This window comes from Bartonella sp. OT172YNZD (genome assembly GCF_042193725.1).
GTDB lineage: Bacteria > Pseudomonadota > Alphaproteobacteria > Rhizobiales > Rhizobiaceae > Bartonella > Bartonella grahamii_A.
In genome coordinates, this window is sequence record NZ_JBHILZ010000004.1 from 20,537 (window position 1) to 39,895 (window position 19,359).

Here is a 19,359-nt window from a genome sequence, read left to right on the forward strand (position 1 = left end):
CTGACATTATTTACTAATAAAACATGAGATTTTATCAGAAACACCCCCCTAAAAAATTTATATTCAATTTTTTATCAAAATTAAAAATACAGCTCTAAACAGAATATATCTTAATAGCTATCTACAATAAAAAAAGATTCTGTAAAAATATTTTTCTATTTGTAATAAATTTTAAATATAAATAATATTTATATATTATAAATAAAACATGAAAAATTAAAATATAATATAATTTATGTTTTATTTATTATATACAAAATAATTATTCCATTAATTTATAATGTTTTTTCTTTATTCACATATAGTCATAGAAAAAAATTCCTTTACTCCTTAACCATTGCGTGTTTCGATAGAAGGGATTACCTTTTTTAGGATAATTTTTATTTAAAAATAACTGAGGGGAACTTCCCAAAAATGAACAAACAAAATTTAGAAAAAAAAACTAAGAAGAAATTGCAACGTGGACTACATAACCGACACATACAACTTATAGCCCTTGGTGGAGCGATTGGAACAGGTCTCTTCATGGGATCAGGAAAAACAATCAGTGTAGCAGGACCCTCAATTCTACTCGTTTATGCAATTATTGGTTGTTCTCTATACTTTGTCATGCGCGCTATGGGAGAGTTATTGCTTTCTAATACACAATATCGATCTTTTATTGACTTCTCAACCGATCTTCTAGGGCCGTGTGCCGGATTCTTTATCGGCTGGACATATTGGTTGTGTTGGATTGTCACTGGAACTGCTGAAATTATTGCTATTGTCACTTATACACACTTTTGGTGGCCTGAACTCAATCCGTGGATTCCTGTTATAATTGGTCTTATGTCCTTTTTAATTCTTAACCTCGTCGCCGTAAAACTATTTGGCGAACTTGAGTTTTGGTTTGGCTTTATCAAAATCGTAGCAATTCTAGTCTTAATTGTTGTAGGATTTTATATGATCTTTACCGGTTTTATCTCTCCAAACGGTACGGTTGCTTCTCTTAGCCATATATGGAACAATGGAAATATTTTTCCGCGAGGAATTACAGGCTTTTTTGCTGGATTTCAAATTGTTATTTTTGCTTTTGTTGGCATTGAACTCGCTGGAACAGCTGCTGCTGAAGTAAAAGAGCCTCAAAAAGCTTTACCACAGGCTGTTAATTCAATACCAATCCGCATTGTATTCTTTTATATATTCTCTCTTCTTGTGATTATGTCTGTAACGCCGTGGGATCAAATCAGTCCAGAAAAAAGCCCATTTGTAACAATGTATGCACTTATTGGTATTCCAACTGCTGCAGGTTTGATGAACTTTGTTGTCCTCACAGCTGCCGCATCTTCAGCAAATAGTGGAATTTTTTCTACCAGCCGTATGATATATGGGCTAGCAACACAAAAAGGCGCTCCTAAATTTTTAGGAAAACTTTCTCGTAACCACGTTCCAGCCAACGCATTATTCTTTTCATGTTTATGCATCTTATTTGGTTATGCAGTTGTATCGTTATCTCAGACCCTCATAGCTGCTTTTACAATTGTTACGACGATTGCCGCAACTTTGTTTATATTTGTATGGTCTATCATTTTGATCAGTTATATCGTCTATCGTCGCAATCGTCCTCTCCAGCATACTGTCTCTCCTTATAAAATGCCAGGAGGTGTTGTTATGTGTTGGACGCTTCTTATTTTCTTTGCATTCATTATTTATTTATTGTCATTAGAAGCTGATACTGCCATAGCTTTAAAATACATTCCAGCGTGGTTCATATTTTTAGCAATTGTATACTTTCTTTTTGGGAAAAAGAATTATGCAAAAAATTAAAAAATAAAGCTTATGTTGCAAAAAAACATAAAAAGGGTAACTAAAGTTACCCTTTTTTGATATTATCTATAAAATTATAAAAGCTATTAACAAAATATCTCTGTGGAAGCTTCAATTACGCTCTTTATCAACCAAAGCGTTAGATTTTATCCAAGGCATCATAGAACGAAGTTTTTTACCAACTTCTTCAATGGGATGATTATCATTTAAACGCCGCATACTTTTAAAATGAGCAGCACCAGCTTTATATTCTTGAATCCAATTTGACGTAAATTTACCTGTTTGGATATCTTTCAATATACGTTTCATTTCCGCTCTGGTTTCATCCGTAATCACGCGTGGACCAGAGATATATTCGCCCCATTCAGCTGTATTAGAAATCGAATAATTCATATTTGCAATACCCCCTTCATACATAAGATCAACAATCAGTTTAACTTCATGTAAACACTCAAAATAAGCCATTTCCGGTGCATAACCTGCTTGTGTTAATGTTTCATAACCTGCTCGAATCAGTTCAACAAGACCTCCACAGAGAACCGCTTGTTCACCAAAAAGATCAGTTTCGCACTCTTCTTTAAATGTTGTTTCAATCACCCCAGCACGTCCACCACCAAGTCCGCATGCATAAGATAATGCTACATTATGTGCATGCCCTGAAGCATCCTGCGCCACCGCTATTAAGCAAGGAACACCACAACCCCGTTGATATTCATGACGAACTGTATGTCCTGGACCTTTAGGAGCAACCATCACAATATCAACGTGTTTTTTAGGTTCAATCAAGCCAAAATGAATGCTCAAGCCATGCGCAAAAGCAATCGCTGCCCCATCACGTAAATGATCATGAATATGTTCCTTATAAATATCAGCTTGCAATTCATCTGGTGTTGCCATCATGATGAGATCTGCCCATTTTGCTGCTTCAGCAACACTCACCACTTCAAAACCATCAGCCATAGCCTTTTTAACTGTTTCCGACCCTGAACGCAAAGCTATTTGCACATTTTCAACACCGGAGTCTTTCAAATTTAAAGCATGCGCACGCCCTTGAGAACCATAACCAACAATGGCTACTTTTTTCCCTTTAATGAGATTAACATCTGCATCACGATCATAATAAACACGCATAAAAAATTTCCTTCTTTTTCTATTTAAACTAGATTTCAGATTATTTTTATCAAATAAGAAACATTATCTTCAGTGCATCACACACTTATAAAGAAAAAAACACCGCTTATAAGAACACAGCAATTGAATAATTTTTTAAATTTACATATTGCATAGAAAAAACTGTAGTCCCCAGACATTCCCAAAACATATACGGATCCCCCAATAAACTTCAACTGCTATTTTACAAAAAAATAATTACACAAAACAAGATTTCTAAAGAAAATATATTGGCTAATACTCTACTCTTCTATCGTCCAACAAAACACTATATTCTAAAAATTAAGATACAATATACAATCTTTAACATGAACCAAATCAATACGGATAGCAAGAAAAATTACAAAATAACAAGTATTGTTTTAATACAATCTTCAAAAGCATATACAACAATATCTTTAGATATAATAGAGAGGACGTTTTTACTTTCTACGTTCTTTAATATCCACGCTTCTCACGCGAAAAAGAACACCCCTACTGTGATTATGTTATTCATTTATGGCGCCTTATAAAAAAACTTTTAATACGCTCGAGCCCTTTTCAAGAATCCCCTATAATACTCTAAGATTTATTGCACCCACTCTCTTTACTTTCATAAAGCTACAAGTTGATATCATCATTCTATTTGACAGCTCTTATTGCATTAAGCCTATTCATAAAAAGCATTTTCTGATTTTAAATCTGTTCATGATGAAATCATCAAACCCCTTATATACCAAAAGCAGCATTGCACATAGATAACAATATGCCTTATAAATTATCTCATTGCAAAAGCTGCCATAACAGTAAACTAGCAAATAAAATGATGATAGCAATAGATTTCATATCATCCATAAAGATTTTACGTTATACTATTTACAGATAACCCGTAAAATGAGCTCAAACATCAAGATAATTTGTGTATTGATCCATTAAAATCCTACGTACCCCTTTATAAGGAAAATACTTTCAAAACCATATTTATTCTCCTTTCAAAGAAATTATAGTAAGAAGATTTTAAAACTTCCTCATAATAGATGGTACAAATAAAGAAGATAGGTGGGATTAGAAATCCTTGTCTGTTAGGGCAGGAAGGAAGTTAGGATTTGTACTTGTGATAGCATATTGTGATCTATTCAGTCCAATAGTGCTTTGCGTTATGAAATTACAGCTGAGTTTTTTGCAGATTGTTGCACATTTTTTAGGTATATATTTATTTTTGTCTATCTCGTTACATATTTATAGAACGGGAAAAGCTTATTTTTAAGAGTGTTTTGTCACTTTTATTTTCATATTAACATGATACATCCATTGGAAAAAATTTTAAGCATTGTTATTCTTCAGCTTAGATTAGAAAATAGATATTGATTTAAAACTTATTTTTTCTGTTTTAATGCGAAAATCGCCATTATGTTTGAGAACTGATCTTTTTATTCATGAATAATTGTTCATTAAAAAAATGATTGAACGTTTTCAGAAAAGTTTTGAGTGTTTGCTTATATTTTTTGCTCCGTTTCATGTTGAGCTATGACATGTTTCTTTCTAATTACCACAATTCTTATAGAATTGCATCTTTTCATAAAGGAAAATAGTGCTCTGTTTTTTGTCTCTTTTAAGAGTTTATGCAATAAACGTTGTTAAAATACTGGTTGCTATAAAATGTATTTTCGATAAGTTGTTCTGTTCTAGAAGGGAGGCTTGTCATTTGGCAATTAACTTCTTTAATTATAAGATAAAACTTGTATTTGATAATTTCTATACCTCTAGACTGTGTTTCATGATTAAGATGCATAATAGAGGACTTATTATATAAGAAGCTTGCGTAATAAGATGAGAAATGCGAGGCTCGAGTATGTCCATTTTATATCTTCGAAAGCAAAGTTTTATTAATCTGTATTTTGAAAAAAAATTTATAATTTGTCTAGCTGGTAAGCTATTTTTAAAACTCCGACATTGATTTTAGATCGAGGATAAATGCATTCATAGGGTTTAATTTTATTTACTTGTATTTTTTGCATTTTCTTAAATGCGTGCAATTTATAGGCTGTATTCTGATAGGGCGTGATGTAATTTTTTTCTTCTCATTCGTTGAGATACAATTTATTTGTTGTCAATTTGTTGAAAGGAATCGAGGGAAGAAGATTATAGACTCTCTTTAGGGTAAACAGATTTTTTTAAGATCTTTTATTACTTTTGTTGTTTCTACTGAAAAAGCTACCCTCTCTTTTTTGATGTGTTTGATTTATTTTTCATTATGGTGACTGTGCTTGATTTTCATGTGCAAGTGAGGCGATTATCCCATAAAGCATGTATAGCGTGTAGAATTATACTCTTTGAGATGTAAAGATAAATTTTTGTGTGAAGCATTTTTATTGACTCACTTGATTAACATTTTATTTTTTAATTACTTTTTAAACGCTAATTATAATGCAACAGAAACACTTATATTAATCTGGGGCAGTTTGTTTTGTGCTGTAAAATAGGATATTTTACCTCAATCAGATACGATTCTTCATGCAAAACAAAACACTATTGGGTTGCGAACTTACGTGCTTGTTTTAGACACATCTCTTAATACGCCTAAGTTCATCTTGCGATAGTGACTATAAGTAATAACGGTAGAGCCTCGTAAATTATAAACATACGTTATAAATATTGTGTAATACCATCTTTACACTTATGAAACAGCAAGCAAGCCTCACTTTTGACATGCAAACAAATGATTTTGATTAATTCAACATGGAATAGGTTTGAAATGAGAGAAACTTACGATATTCAGATCCCTTATTTAACAGGTAAAACAGTTAATTATCATTAAAAGTCAAAATGTTACATAATATGCAAGAAATTTATTCAAGAGGGGTGATACAAATTTTTCATGAAGTCAAAAGTTAGATTATTGAATATTTTGTATAAAAATTCTTAATACAAGGATTAGTGAGTGCGTTATGAAAGTAGTTCATGTATCGAAATTCTTAACGACAGTTTTTTTAGTTGTGTTTTTTATGCGAATCTTATTTTGATAAGCGATGCAGTTTTCACCGGAACAGGATAATGCATTAAAGGCTGTTGCCGCGTGGTTGAAGGAAGGGCGTTCTCCTCTTTTTCGCCTTTTTGGCTATGCGGGGACGGGTAAGACGACGCTTGCGCGCTATTTTGCAGAGACAGTTGATGGTTCTGTTCAGTTTGCTGCTTTTACAGGGAAGGCAGCGCAGGTTTTACGTTCTAAAGGTGCAAGCAATGCTTGTACTATTCATTCGCTGATTTATTGTCCACGTGGAGAAGAAGAAGTTTCTGATGAAATAACAGGAAAAAAGTCTATTGCTCCAACATTTACATTAAATCGAAGGAGCGCTGCTGCACAAGCTAAACTCATTATTGTTGATGAGTGCTCGATGGTAGATGAAAAATTGGCGTGTGATTTAATGAGCTTTCGGACGCCAATTCTTGTTCTGGGTGATCCAGGTCAATTGCCTCCTATATCAGGTGGAGGTTTTTTTTCCAATGGAGAACCAGATTTTCTTCTTTCAGAAATTCATCGGCAAGCGCGGGATAATCCGATTATACGTCTTGCTATGGATGTACGTGAAGGACGCGATATTGCTTATGGTGATTATGGAGAAGCTTGTGTTGTTACACGTAAAGAGGTCAATCAACAATTGGTTTTGGATGCTGATCAGGTATTGGTAGGGGTTAATCGTACGCGCTACCTTTATAATCAGCGTTTGCGTGTGTTAAAAGGATTTACAGCAGATTATCCGCAAGCAGGAGATAAGCTGGTGTGTTTGCGAAATGATCCTACTAAAGGTTTGTTGAATGGCTCTTTATGGAAGGTGATGACTTCACAGAAGGAAACAGTTAAACCAAGTATTAATCTTCTTGTGAAACCAGAAGAAAGTGAGCGTGGGGTAGCAAAGATTAAACTGTTAAAAGCAGCGTTTGAAAAACCTGATCAAGAAATTTCATGGCAATTAAAAAAGCGATATGATGATTTTGATTATGGGTATGCATTAACGGTTCATAAAGCGCAAGGTTCTCAATGGAATAACGTCATTTTGTTTGATGAAAGTTTTGCATTTCGTGATATGTATGCGCGCTGGCTTTATACGGGAATTACGCGCGCAGCAGAACGTTTAATGATTGTTCGATAGAAAAAATATGTGTATCATCTAAGTTTCAGATGGAAAATGCTTTTTTCTATCTTGTTACACAATATAGAAAAATGGAAATGGGCATGGCGGTAAAACTTTCGGTTAATCTTAATGCTGTTGCTGTTTTGCGTAATCGACGTAATCTTCCGTGGCCAAGTATCACGAATATTGGGCATATAGCGCTTGCTGCTGGAGCAGCAGGTTTGACGGTTCATCCACGTCCCGATGAAAGGCATATTCGTTTTGCGGATTTGCCAGATATATACTGTTTAATCAAGAACACTTTTCCTACAGCTGAGTTTAATATTGAAGGTTATCCCAGTGATCATTTTTTGGATATAGCTGAAAACTACGCGGATCAGATTACCCTTGTTCCTGATGATCCAGATCAGTCAACGTCTGATCATGGTTGGAATTTTGCTCATGATGCAGAATTTTTAACACCTATTATTCAGCATTTGAAAAAAAGAAAGATTCGTGTATCACTTTTTGCTAATCCTACTATCGATGGTCTTGATATTGCTAAAGCAATAGGGGCTGATCGTGTGGAATTTTATACTGGGCCTTACGGTGATGCATTTCAGGACAAAATAAAACAAGTCCAAGAGCTCAATAAACTTGTTTTAGCAGCAAAAAGAGCAAAAGAGTTGCAGTTAGGTATGAACGCAGGGCATGATCTGACACTTATGAATCTTCCTACTCTTGTCAAAAACATTCCTTGGCTTGATGAAGTTTCTATTGGCCATGGACTCATTGCTGATGCATTAGAGTATGGAATGCATGATACTGTTCAGCGTTTTATCCGGTTATTATCGTAATTTTTTCTCTCTTATAAAATTGAAAGAGAAATTTTTATAAAGCTTTGCTACTTTATCTAAAAAAATAATATATGTTTAGATAAATAGCACTGTTAGCATGTATTATAAATATTCTATTGTTCCTCTGTTTATTGGTTTCTTTCTATCTTTTGTTTTTGAGTGTATGCGATGTTCTAACAATTCGACTGCCCTTAAACAGCTTCTACTTACTAAACATTTTATGCGCTTCAATTAATAGATAACATGTTTATTTACACAATAAATCAATATGTTATCTTAAATCAAGAAAAATCATTTCTTTACACATCGCAAGCAAAATTGATGTTAAATAAAAATAATCAAAGAAAGGAATAAAAATGTCTTTTATCAACCATACGCAAAACTATAACAACATTGAGATAGCAAACAGTATGATGGTATAGGCTTACTCCTTCATAAACTCTGCGGACAAACATTGACTAAGAATATTCACCACACAGTCTTTTAAAAAATCATATGTATAAAATTTTATATGCCTTATACTCCTATAAACATTGGATTGTTACTGCACAACGAAATAGAAATAGTCTCTAAAAATGATAAAAATATCTCTCAAAATGAGGGATAGAAGGAAGAATTGAAAAGGATCAACAACCATAAAATCCCTTCACTATTTGGTTAACATATTCATTTTATACAAGAATCTTTCCCTCAGAAGAAACAGCATTTGCAACAGCTTCCTCGCTTGCCTCATCGGGTAATAGCATCTCATTATGGGCGCATCCCGATGGAATCATGGGAAAACAATTTTCTAAATGATAAACACGACAATCGAAAAGAACAGGCTTATCACAGTCAATCATTTGCTGAATTTTATCATCAAGTTCATCTGGTTTTGAACAATGAATCCCTACAGCTCCATAAGCTTGTGCCAATTTCACAAAGTCAGGCATAGATTCCGTATAAGAATGAGAAAGACGATTACCATGCAGCAATTGCTGCCACTGACGGACCATCCCCATATACTGATTATTTAAAATAAAAATTTTCACTGGTGTATCATGCTGAATTGCTGTTGCAAGCTCTTGAATATTCATTTGAATGGAGGCATCACCAGAAATACACACAACAAGCGCATCAGGATGTGCTATTTGAACACCGATAGCCGCAGGAAGACCATACCCCATAGTTCCCAACCCACCAGAAGTCATCCAATGTTTTGGTTCATCAAAATGATAATACTGCGCTGCCCACATCTGATGCTGTCCAACATCCGTTGTAATATAAGCGTTTGCATCTTTGGTAAGAGCATATAGCCGTTCAAGAGCATATTGTGGCATGATAACATCTTTTTTTTTCATATATGCCAATGAATTACGAGCCTTCCAGCGATTAATTTGCATCCACCATGTTTTACGACTTTCTTTATCAAACTTTGATTGATGCCTATGTAAATGTTGCATTATATCTGCCAAAATATGAGCCACATCGCCAATAAGTGGAACTTCTGCTTTTACAATTTTATTAATGGAAGAAGGATCAATATCAATATGAATAATACGCGCATGAGGTGCAAATGCATTAAGGCGCCCTGTGATACGATCATCAAATCGTGCTCCAACAGCTAACATGACATCACAATCATGCATGGCCATATTAGCCTCATAGGTTCCATGCATTCCCAGCATTCCCAGCCAATTTTTGCCAGAAGCAGGATAAGCACCAAGTCCCATTAATGTTGAAGTAATCGGAAAATCTCCCAATTGAACCAAATTACGCAAGAATTGTATAGCTTCCATCCCCGATGAAATAACACCGCCACCAGAATAAATAATAGGGCGTTTTGCCTCAACTAAAAGAGAAACAGCAATTTCAATAGCCTCACTATTATTCTCTTTCAACGATAGAGAAAAATGCAAAGATTCCTGAATTTGAGGTGCTCTATAAAATCCTGAAGCAAATTGAACATCTTTAGGAATATCAATCAAAACCGGTCCAGGACGACCTGATTGAGCAAGAGAAAAAGCTTCATGAATAATAGCCGCAAGATCATTAACGTTTTTAACCAACCAATTACGCTTCGTACAGGGCTTTGTAATTCCAACCGTATCAGCTTCTTGAAAGCCATTTGTTCCAATGATCGTTGTCGCTACCTGACCAGAAAAACAAACAAGAGGTATAGAATCCATGAGAGCATCTTGCAAAGGTGTAACAGCATTCGTTGCACCTGGACCAGAAGTTACAAGCATAACACCTACTTTTCCAGTACTGCGTGCATAACCTTCAGCAGCATGCCCTGCAGCTTGTTCATGGCGCACCAAAATATGCTGGAATGTATCTTGGTGATAGAGAACATCAAAAATAGGCAGAACAGCCCCACCAGGATAACCAAAAATATGTTTAACCCCTTGATCTATAAGAGCCTGAACCACTATTTCAGCCCCCGACATTATTTTTCCGTCTGCACTCTCTTGCTTTCTTGGATCATTTCTCATTTTTCCCACTCACCTACTTGATAGGACAATAAAAAAGCTCCTAACGGAGCCCATAAAAAAAGACCCTAAAGGAGCCTATTACACAACACACACTGTATGATCACCCCCATTATTCCAACGTATAAAATATATAAAAATTTCCTTGTAGAAAGGTTTCTAATTCCATTGATACCATTCGTCAATAAAAAATTATATTTTCTAAAAAAAATCTTTTTCACGAATTATCTTTTATCTTTCGATAAGTTTCTTTGCAAAGCTCTAGCTCTCTTATCAAAAAGTAAGCATCCATTCTTCATCAAATTGATTACGAAACCATGTCATTTGTCTTTTTGCATATCTCCTCGTTTGTATTTTCACCGCTTCAAGAGCATTCTCAAAGCTTATATATCCATCCAAATAAGCCATAAATTCAGGTATACCAATAGCCTTCATTGCTGGTAATGAAGGGGAAAGCATAAGATTCTTCATGATCATCACCTCTTCTAAAGCTCCTCTTTCAATCATAGAATCCAAGCGTTTATGAATACGTTCATAAAGCAGAGGACGTGGTGGCATGAGAAGAATTTTTTCGGTGAAATTCGGCGCAATGAGAGGTGTTGTTTTTTGTTTCTGCCACCAACTGAGCGTCTGACCGGTTGCATCATAAACTTCCAAAGCACGGACAATACGCTGTCTATCGTGCGAAGAAATTTTTTCAGCAACAACAGCATCAATCTGCAACAACTGGTGATAAAGGCTTTCAGGTCCCTCTTTATCAAGCAGCAAACGCCACTTCTGCCGCACAACATCTGGAACATGAGGGATTTCCGAAATCCCCTCTAAAAGAGCACGAAAATAAAGTCCTGTTCCACCAACAAAAATAACTGATCTTAAAGAAAAAGTAGCCAATAGCTTCTCGACATCACACAACCATTGCCCTACTGAATAATTCAAAGTAGGACTCACATGACCATAAAGATAATGTGGAACAATCGCGGTATCAGCCTCCCTCGGCCGTGCCGTTAAAATATTTAAAACATCATAAACCTGCATTGAATCAGTGTTAATAATAAGAGCATTTTTTTCTTGAGCCATTTGCAAGGCAAGTTCTGACTTCCCACTTGCCGTTGGTCCTGCTATTAATGTAACTGTTCTCTGTGTCATGAATAGCAATTTCTCCCAAGCAGTAACTTATTGCAACATGCATGACATCCCCCAAAGCCCCTCTATTTTATCTTCGTTATCATAGAGTGAACACTTTAAACAAAAATATGAACACAAATTCTCCTTAGGACAAAACCCCTTATGAACTTATAAAAAAAGAAAAAATGAACTTAATAATAACATCAAGGGAATTTCCAAGCATTTTTTGCTATCATAATTCAATAATAAACTCCAGCCATAATCATTCTGTCCGTTAGTCCATTAAAAACAAACATATTCTTTTTAATCAATCAGAAAAATAAGACTGAACTTAACCTATACAATCAAACAGCTTTAATTTTTCCTATAAAAACAGCATGCTACTCTGATTTATAATAAGAGCTTCAGAAATTGTCTTTTTCACACTCTCTTTTTTTATAACTATTTTTTTTATCTATCACCAAGAAAAGTATAAATATATATATAACTAATTTAGTCTAATATGATTTTTCTCTAGGAGAACTTTTTTCAAACTAAAGTGAAAAAACGCTTTCTATAGCACAAAAAATACAATCACAAAGTGCTAAAAGTCTCACTAAATAAAACATTATTTATAATAATAATTGCACCCTTTATTTATAATAGTTGAGCGTTATGCAACCTAAATAAGAGCTCCCAATATCGTAAAATTTTCTCATTTTTATCCTTCTCATAAAGCGCCATATCAATACCATTCACTTGTGAATCACAAGCAGAGATAAAAATTTGACTTAAACACAAGACATAGATCTCTTATGCAGCATTTCAAAGCCTAGGCTTGTGCAATATTGGGAACTAGCAAATCTATGATGGTACCAACTTGTACTTTTATTTAACGCAAAAACAGAGCTGCCCAATGGATTTTATGTTACACAATCCATGATCTCCGTCGTGAAATGAGCTTGAAAAATATTAGACATCACATAGCTAAACTATAAAATACCCGATATACTAAGACTAATAAAAAACAAAAAATTAATTTTTCAAGGATCAACCCATTAGGGTATCAATCCATTAGGAGCGTTACGAACCGTAACTCTCCATCTGGACGCGCTACAATGAATAGAGCATTTTTGCGTCCAGCTTCACGTAATTTATGAATACGTTTTTTAGCCTCATCGATTGTTGTGATAGCACTTTGATTGATATCAATAATGACTTCACCAACGCGAATACGCTTTTTATCCGCTGCACTATTTTGTGCAACAAATGTTACCACTAATCCTTGAAGTTTATCTGAAATTGAATAACGATGACGCAAATCCTCTGTCAATTCAGATAGCGTCATTCCCATAAATTGCATTGTCACACTTTTTGACAGATCATTGTTTTTTTTATCATCAACTTCTTCTTCTATATCTTCATTTGCATCTGTTTCAATCAAACGTCCAAGCTTAACTTTTACTGTTTTTTCTTGCCCATTCCGTAAAACAGTAACATCCACCACTTTTCCTTCTGAACTTTCTGCAACTAAACGCGGCAAATCACGTGCATGCTTAATTTTGAAATTACCAAAGGAAAGAATAACATCTCCAGTTTGTAACTGGCTATTATCTACGTTATTTTCTTCCGTCTGTTCTATTTTACCAGCCACCAATGCTCCTACAGCATTGTCCAATTTTAAACTTTTTGCAATATCCTCTGTTACCGGCTGAATACGAATAGCCAACCAACCACGCCTTATTTCTCCAAAATCACGCAATTGATTAATAACAGAAAGGGCCATATCCGATGGAATAGCAAACCCAATACCGATAGATCCTCCAGAAGGTGAAACAATTGCTGTATTAATGCCAATGACTTCACCATTTCTATCAAATAACGGACCACCAGAATTGCCCCGATTAATTGCTGCATCTGTTTGAATAAAATTATCATAGGGACCAGCATTAAGATCACGGTTACGTGCAGAAATAATACCAACCGTCACACTTCCACCAAAACCATAAGGATTACCAATAGCCATAACCCAGTCACCAATACGTGCTTTTTCTGAATCACCAAAACGCACAGCTTTCAATTTTTTACGTCCTGCATCTACTTGAAGCAACGCTAAATCAGTTTTGCTGTCCTTGCCAAGGAGCTTTGCCTTGAGTTTTGTACCATCCGTAAAATTAACTTCAATATCATCAGCATCAACAATAACATGATAATTTGTAACAATAATCCCTTTTTGCGCATCAATCACAAAACCCGATCCCAAAGAACGCACCTTTTGAAATTGACTATTTTTTTGACCATCTTTAGGTGTAAAAAAATCATTAAAATATTCCTCCAGCAATGAATCTTTGGGAATAACGGGTACCGAAGTATTTTCATCCTGTTCTGTTCCTTCAACAGTCTGTGCCGTAGAAATATTCACAACCGTCTCCAAAAGCTCAGAAGCTAAATCAGGAACAGAAAGCAATGTCTTGTTTGTCTCTTTGCCCCAAGACAAATTCACTAATCCTGATAAAAACAAAATCACACACAAAACAACTCTTGTGATAAAAGACTTCAAAAACGTATTTCTACTTACGATACTTCTATCCATGACATGCCTTTAACTAAAGCTGCAAAGAACCTTATTCAATTTATTATGCACAATCACTATGGCTTAACACTCTCTTACATTCATCATAAAAAATAAGCTATAGAGCATACTTCTCGTATGAAATAGTATACATCTATTCTCCACCAGACTTTGAATCAGTTTTGCTCAAACTAGGACTCATTGTTGATGAAAGCTTTTTCTTTGATTGCAGGGGATTTTGAAAATAAAAAAAGAAATCCTCATTTGGTGAAATGACCATCGGAACTCTTTCTAAATTCTTATACTGTTCCATCGCTAACCAAAAATCGTAAAAAGATGGATTAGCTTCCCGCGCATTTAATAAAATGCGAATACTTTCGGCTTGTCCTTCACCGCGAGTAATTTCAGCATCACGCTTTGCAGCTGCCACAATTTCTTCATATTCACGATTTGCTTCTGCCACAATACGATCTCGTTCTTGTTGACCACGAGCCCGAATATTTTCCGCAGCAGCCTCCCGTTCAGCAGCCATTTGTCGATAAACATCTTCTGAAACAGCATCCGTTAAATCGGTTTTTCGAATACGCACATCAACAATCGTAATACCCAACGAACCTGCATCTATAGAAAATTGCCGTTGCACCTCAGCCATCATCGCGCCTCGTTCATCCGATAAAGCTGCTTTAAATTCTCGCTTACCATAAACAGCACGCAAAGCGTCAATAAACCGTGGTGCAAGGTTTTCACGTGCCGCAATTTGTGGGCGCCCTGAAGCAATACGCTGTAAAAACAATTTAGGATCTGTAATACGATAAATAAAAAACGCATCCACCTCGTAATAAGCACCCCCACGAACTTGTACCGATTGCGTAGGAACATCATAACGCAACAAACGATTATCCACTACAATCATCTTATCCACAAAGGGCATTTTCGAATAAATTCCAGGATTAGACTCGACCTTAACAATTTGACCAAAACGCTTAATTGCCACTTGTTGACGAGGATAGACAATAAAAAGCGACATCCACAAGATGATCAAAAGAAACATTATAGTACTAAAAATAAACAAAAAACGAGACTGCTGCATTATTAGCGTCCTCCAGAAATATGAGCATCCGAGAACGATGCCAAACGTGCTGATTTTTCTTTTGCTTTTTCTGATAAATTGTTACGCAGCAATTCGTTTAAAGGAAGATAAGGCACCGCTGGAGAATTAATTTGATCAAGAACCAATTTATTTGGCGAAGATAAAATACGCCCCATCGTCTCCATATAAAGACGATATCGCGCAACCTCTGGTGAGATTGCCGCCTCACGGGCTATGGCCTGAAAACGTTCAGCACGCCCGCGTGCCTCTTCAATCATTTGTGCTTTTTCACCTTTTGCGATTTCCCGTGTACGTGAAGCTTCACCATTTGCTAAACCAATTTTCGTAAAACGCACACGATTTCCTTCTTCAATCATCCGTCCACGTTCCTGCTCTGCCTGCTGAACAGAATTAAACGCAGCAGCAACCTTAGTAGGAGGAGCAGCTTCACTAATCGATACACGGCTTATTTCGACACCGAGTTGATATTTATCGACAGTCAACTGGGTAATCTTTCGCACATCGTTAGCAACTTCCTCTTTTTTATCGCGTAAAACATCATCAACAGGTCTGGATCCAATAACCTCGCGCATTGCACTTTCAGCAACCTGACGAACTGTCCCTTCTTGATCATTCACATTGAATAAAAATTGTCCTGGATGTGAAATGCGATAGTAAACAGAAAAATTGACATTAACAATATTTTGATCACTAGACAGCATCAAACCTTCACTTTGTTGTCTCTGTCCTGTCTGCCCACCAATTGCAATTGTTTTTTCAGTTAAAGGCACTTTCATATAGGTCTCAATTGGCCAAAAGTGAAAATGCAATCCATCACCGATAATTCCCGCCTTAGGCACACCAAAACGCAATTCTACTGCTTGCTCATTTTGTTGGACAATATAAAGTGATTGATAGAGCAAAAAACACACAGCAAGCAGAAGGAACAAAACAACAATTCCTCCTCTACTAAATTGTTTAAACTGATCCTTCCCTTTACGCAAAATATCATCAAGATTGGGACCATTTTCGCCACCATTATTGCCACCAGAACCAAAAAGATTCTTAGCCGATGTTTTTTTGTCACCACTGTTCTTGTTTTTATCGCCACTCCACGGGCCACCACCATTTTGATTTGTCCAGGGCATTATCACCTCTTTAACTGACTACCATTCATTCAAATACCAACCATTCACTTGAATCTTATAGGGATTCTCTTATCTCATTAGTATGCAACTGATAAACCCTTTCCACTTCAATATTAAAAAATTATTTCCGCTCATAAACAAAAAAACGTGTCGGATGACTATCTTTATCCCCTTTGGGAATATCTTGTGTTTCCACAATAGTCCACTTTTCTTTATTAAAAACAGGAAAAAAACTATCACCTTCTATAGAAGCTAACACTTCTGTAAGGAATATTTTATCAGCCATATGCAACCCTTGTTGAAAAATTTCACCACCCCCAATAATAAAAACTTCATCTGCACCATTTTGAGAAGCCTCACTTCTTGCGATAGAACAAGCTTGCGATAAAGAGTGAGCAACAACAGCCCCTTCAGCAACGAAAGTACAATCACGGGTAATGACGATATTTGTACGCCCTGGTAAAGGACGCCCAAGAGAATCCCAAGTTTTTCTTCCCATAATAATGGGTCTACCCAACGTCAAAGCTTTAAAGCGTCGCAAATCCGTCGATAAATGCCAAGGCATCGCACCTTCACGACCGATAACCCCATTTTCTGCAACAGCAGCAATTAAACAAATGGAAATCGTCATATTGCTACCGGTGCCTTGATATGTGGCTGCGCTTCATAATTAAGCAACTCAAAATCCTCAAATTGAAAGGAAAAAAGATCTGTTACTGCTGGATTTATACGCATATATGGCAAAGCATTTGGTATACGAGACAATTGATATTTTGCCTGTTCAAAATGATTAGAATAAAGATGGGCATCTCCCAGCGTATGAATAAAATCGCCTACTTTAAGACCGCTTACTTGCGCAATCATCATCGTTAGCAATGCGTAGGATGCAATATTGAATGGAACACCCAAGAAAATATCCGCCGAACGCTGATAAAGCTGACAAGATAATTTACCCTCAGCAATATAAAATTGAAAAAGACAATGGCACGGAGGTAAAGCCATTTCCTCTATTAATGCAGGATTCCAAGCTGATACAATCAAGCGACGAGAATCTGGCGTTTTCTTAATCATCGTTAAAAGATTGTTAATTTGATCAATCTGACGTCCATCAGGAGCAGGCCAAGAACGCCACTGATAACCATAAACAGGACCAAGATTTCCCTTTTCATCAGCCCACTCGTCCCAAATCGATACACCACGCTCTTTCAACCACGCGATATTTGTATCGCCTTTAAGAAACCACAAAAGCTCATAAATAATTGAACGTAAGTGTAGTTTCTTTGTTGTCAACAATGGAAATCCCGCTTGTAAATCAAAGCGCATCTGATACCCAAAAATAGATCGCGTTCCAACACCCGTTCGATCTGACCGATCAATACCCTGATTTAAAACATGAGATAAAAGAGCAAGATATGATTTCATAGGGCTATTATGTCCGATTCTTCTCATTATAGAAAATAAAAACTGTAAAATCCGTACAAACATAATTCAAATCTTTTTCCGAAGACATCTTACACAAGAAATTATCATGATCTCACTAAAATTTTAATGCAAAAGATAAAATACTATAGACAGCTTCTAAGAAAATAACATAGAGGGATAATAAACAAAGGTGGATAAACGTGAAATGAAGGGATCGACTATGGAAAAACAAGAAGCTTTAGCACCACATGATACAAGAAAACGTGTTCTTTCTATCATATCGAGCGCATCGGGTAATTTGGTGGAATGGTATGATTTTTATGTTTATTCTTTTACATCTATTTATTTTGCCTCGCAATTTTTTCCTTCTGATGGAGATGTTGTTACCGAACTTTTAAAATCTTCCATTGTCTTTTTTATCGGCTTTCTTATGCGTCCAATTGGTGGTTGGCTCTTTGGTTTTATTGCGGATCGTTATGGACGTAAACGCTCTTTACTTATTTCTGTTTTTATGATGTGTGGCGGCTCTTTTCTTATTGCCTTCCTTCCTACCTATGAAACAATTGGAACGACAGCAGCCGTTTTACTCGTTTTGCTCCGTATGATCCAAGGACTTTCCGTTGGCGGTGAATATGGCACAACAGCAACTTATATGAGCGAAGTTGCTCTTAAAAAACGTCGTGGGTTCTTTAGTTCCTTTCAATATGCCACGCTTATTGGCGGTCAGCTTCTTGCAAGTCTGGTTATGTTTATTCTCGCCTTCTATCTCACAGAAGATCAGTTAAAGGCATGGGGATGGCGTATCCCTTTTGTAATTGGTGGATGCGGAGCAATTGTTGCAATTTATCTGCGTCGTTCTCTTCATGAAACAACCACAAAAGAGAGTCGCTCTCAAAAACACACTGGTAGTCTTAAAGAGCTTCTACGCAATCACGGAAAAGCGTTCCTTTTAGTGATCGGTTTTACAGCTGGAGGATCGCTCATATTTTATACCAGCACAACTTATATGCAAAAATATCTGATCACGACGAGCGGATTTGATAAACCCACTGCTAATACAATAATGACTGCTGCACTGTTTGTTTTTATGTTACTCCAACCCCTCTTTGGTTCTCTCGCAGATAAAATTGGCACTAAAACTTCACTGCTTATTTGGAGTACCCTCTCCATCATCTTTATCGTTCCTGGGCTCAGAATCATTGGTAGCACCCATGACACTTGGACTGCACTCTTAATCGTTATTGGAATGCTGTGTATTTTGAGTTTTTATACATCTGTCTCAGGTATCGTAAAAGCAGAAATGTTTCCTGCTTCAGTACGCGCCATGGGAGTTGGGCTCTCTTATGCTATTGCCAATGCACTCTTCGGCGGTTCTGCTGAAACTGTAGCACTCGAATTTAAAAAACATGGATATGAATCTATATTCCATTTTTATATAGCCGGCATGATGATCGTTGCCTTTATCGCAATTCTCTTAATGCCAGATGCTCGCAAAAAAGGGTATTTACAAGGAGACGATATTAATTAACCTTTAATGTTAACAAAAAAGAGTTTTAACAAAAAAGCCCAGAGCTCTGGGCTTTTTTATATCTTCTTTATGGAAGTTTAAAACTCACAATTTTTTATCC

The 19,359-nt window shown here is 36.0% G+C and carries 12 protein-coding genes; 4 read left to right on the plus strand and 8 right to left on the minus strand.

The window, feature by feature from the left end; genetic code table 11:
- Positions 1-414 precede the first annotated feature (414 nt).
- On the plus strand, positions 415-1,806 hold the full coding sequence (locus tag ACFIJS_RS02460; protein ID WP_375649591.1) for an amino acid permease: 1,392 nt from the start codon (positions 415-417) through the stop codon (positions 1,804-1,806).
- Between the two features lie 111 nt (positions 1,807-1,917).
- On the opposite strand, the gene ilvC is transcribed toward ACFIJS_RS02460, so the two are convergent.
- On the minus strand, positions 1,918-2,937 hold the full coding sequence (ilvC, locus tag ACFIJS_RS02465) for a ketol-acid reductoisomerase (RefSeq protein WP_375649594.1): 1,020 nt from the start codon (positions 2,935-2,937) through the stop codon (positions 1,918-1,920).
- 3,047 nt (positions 2,938-5,984) lie between these two features.
- Between ilvC and ACFIJS_RS02470 the strand changes: the two genes are divergently transcribed.
- Positions 5,985-7,106: an ATP-dependent RecD-like DNA helicase gene (locus ACFIJS_RS02470; protein WP_375649596.1), complete on the plus strand. Its 1,122-nt coding sequence runs from the start codon at positions 5,985-5,987 to the stop codon at positions 7,104-7,106.
- Positions 7,107-7,189: 83 nt separating this feature from the next.
- Positions 7,190-7,924, plus strand: a complete 735-nt coding sequence (locus ACFIJS_RS02475) for a pyridoxine 5'-phosphate synthase (RefSeq protein WP_375649598.1) — start codon at positions 7,190-7,192, stop codon at positions 7,922-7,924.
- Between the two features lie 671 nt (positions 7,925-8,595).
- Here the strand turns inward: ACFIJS_RS02475 and ACFIJS_RS02480 are convergent.
- The 7 genes from ACFIJS_RS02480 to ACFIJS_RS02510 all read right to left on the minus strand — a co-directional run bounded on the left by ACFIJS_RS02480 (position 8,596) and on the right by ACFIJS_RS02510 (position 17,731).
- Complete coding sequence (locus ACFIJS_RS02480; protein WP_375649601.1) at positions 8,596-10,398, minus strand: acetolactate synthase 3 large subunit; 1,803 nt, start codon at positions 10,396-10,398, stop codon at positions 8,596-8,598.
- 270 nt (positions 10,399-10,668) lie between these two features.
- The gene (gene miaA / locus ACFIJS_RS02485; protein WP_375649603.1) at positions 10,669-11,541 is read right to left on the minus strand and encodes a tRNA (adenosine(37)-N6)-dimethylallyltransferase MiaA; all 873 of its coding nucleotides are present in this window, start codon (positions 11,539-11,541) and stop codon (positions 10,669-10,671) included.
- Between the two features lie 1,024 nt (positions 11,542-12,565).
- Positions 12,566-14,092, minus strand: coding sequence for a Do family serine endopeptidase (locus tag ACFIJS_RS02490; protein WP_375649605.1), 1,527 nt, complete (start codon positions 14,090-14,092; stop codon positions 12,566-12,568).
- 133 nt (positions 14,093-14,225) lie between these two features.
- The gene (gene hflC, locus ACFIJS_RS02495) at positions 14,226-15,161 is read right to left on the minus strand and encodes a protease modulator HflC (RefSeq protein ID WP_375649608.1); all 936 of its coding nucleotides are present in this window, start codon (positions 15,159-15,161) and stop codon (positions 14,226-14,228) included.
- 2 nt (positions 15,162-15,163) lie between these two features.
- On the minus strand, positions 15,164-16,309 hold the full coding sequence (hflK, locus tag ACFIJS_RS02500; RefSeq protein ID WP_375649610.1) for an FtsH protease activity modulator HflK: 1,146 nt from the start codon (positions 16,307-16,309) through the stop codon (positions 15,164-15,166).
- 121 nt (positions 16,310-16,430) lie between these two features.
- Positions 16,431-16,940 carry a dihydrofolate reductase gene (locus ACFIJS_RS02505; protein ID WP_375649612.1) on the minus strand — a complete coding sequence of 170 codons (510 nt, stop codon included), beginning with the start codon at positions 16,938-16,940 and terminating at the stop codon, positions 16,431-16,433.
- Positions 16,937-17,731 (minus strand): thymidylate synthase, encoded by a 795-nt coding sequence (locus ACFIJS_RS02510; protein ID WP_375649769.1) that lies wholly within the window; start codon positions 17,729-17,731, stop codon positions 16,937-16,939. Before ACFIJS_RS02510 ends, ACFIJS_RS02505 begins: the two co-directional genes overlap by 4 nt.
- Before the next feature lie 220 nt (positions 17,732-17,951).
- On the opposite strand from ACFIJS_RS02510, the gene ACFIJS_RS02515 reads away from it, so the two are divergent.
- Complete coding sequence (locus tag ACFIJS_RS02515) at positions 17,952-19,259, plus strand: MFS family transporter (protein WP_375649772.1); 1,308 nt, start codon at positions 17,952-17,954, stop codon at positions 19,257-19,259.
- The last annotated feature ends 100 nt before the right edge of the window (positions 19,260-19,359 follow it).

Coding starts and splice junctions, on each gene's coding strand:
- ACFIJS_RS02460 (WP_375649591.1), top strand. CDS start 415: ATGAACAAACAAAATTTAGAAAAAAAAACTAAGAAGAAATTGCAACGT.
- ilvC (WP_375649594.1), bottom strand. CDS start 2,937: ATGCGTGTTTATTATGATCGTGATGCAGATGTTAATCTCATTAAAGGG.
- ACFIJS_RS02470 (WP_375649596.1), top strand. CDS start 5,985: ATGCAGTTTTCACCGGAACAGGATAATGCATTAAAGGCTGTTGCCGCG.
- ACFIJS_RS02475 (WP_375649598.1), top strand. CDS start 7,190: ATGGCGGTAAAACTTTCGGTTAATCTTAATGCTGTTGCTGTTTTGCGT.
- ACFIJS_RS02480 (WP_375649601.1), bottom strand. CDS start 10,398: ATGAGAAATGATCCAAGAAAGCAAGAGAGTGCAGACGGAAAAATAATG.
- miaA (WP_375649603.1), bottom strand. CDS start 11,541: ATGACACAGAGAACAGTTACATTAATAGCAGGACCAACGGCAAGTGGG.
- ACFIJS_RS02490 (WP_375649605.1), bottom strand. CDS start 14,092: ATGGATAGAAGTATCGTAAGTAGAAATACGTTTTTGAAGTCTTTTATC.
- hflC (WP_375649608.1), bottom strand. CDS start 15,161: ATGCAGCAGTCTCGTTTTTTGTTTATTTTTAGTACTATAATGTTTCTT.
- hflK (WP_375649610.1), bottom strand. CDS start 16,309: ATGCCCTGGACAAATCAAAATGGTGGTGGCCCGTGGAGTGGCGATAAA.
- ACFIJS_RS02505 (WP_375649612.1), bottom strand. CDS start 16,940: ATGACGATTTCCATTTGTTTAATTGCTGCTGTTGCAGAAAATGGGGTT.
- ACFIJS_RS02510 (WP_375649769.1), bottom strand. CDS start 17,731: ATGAAATCATATCTTGCTCTTTTATCTCATGTTTTAAATCAGGGTATT.
- ACFIJS_RS02515 (WP_375649772.1), top strand. CDS start 17,952: ATGGAAAAACAAGAAGCTTTAGCACCACATGATACAAGAAAACGTGTT.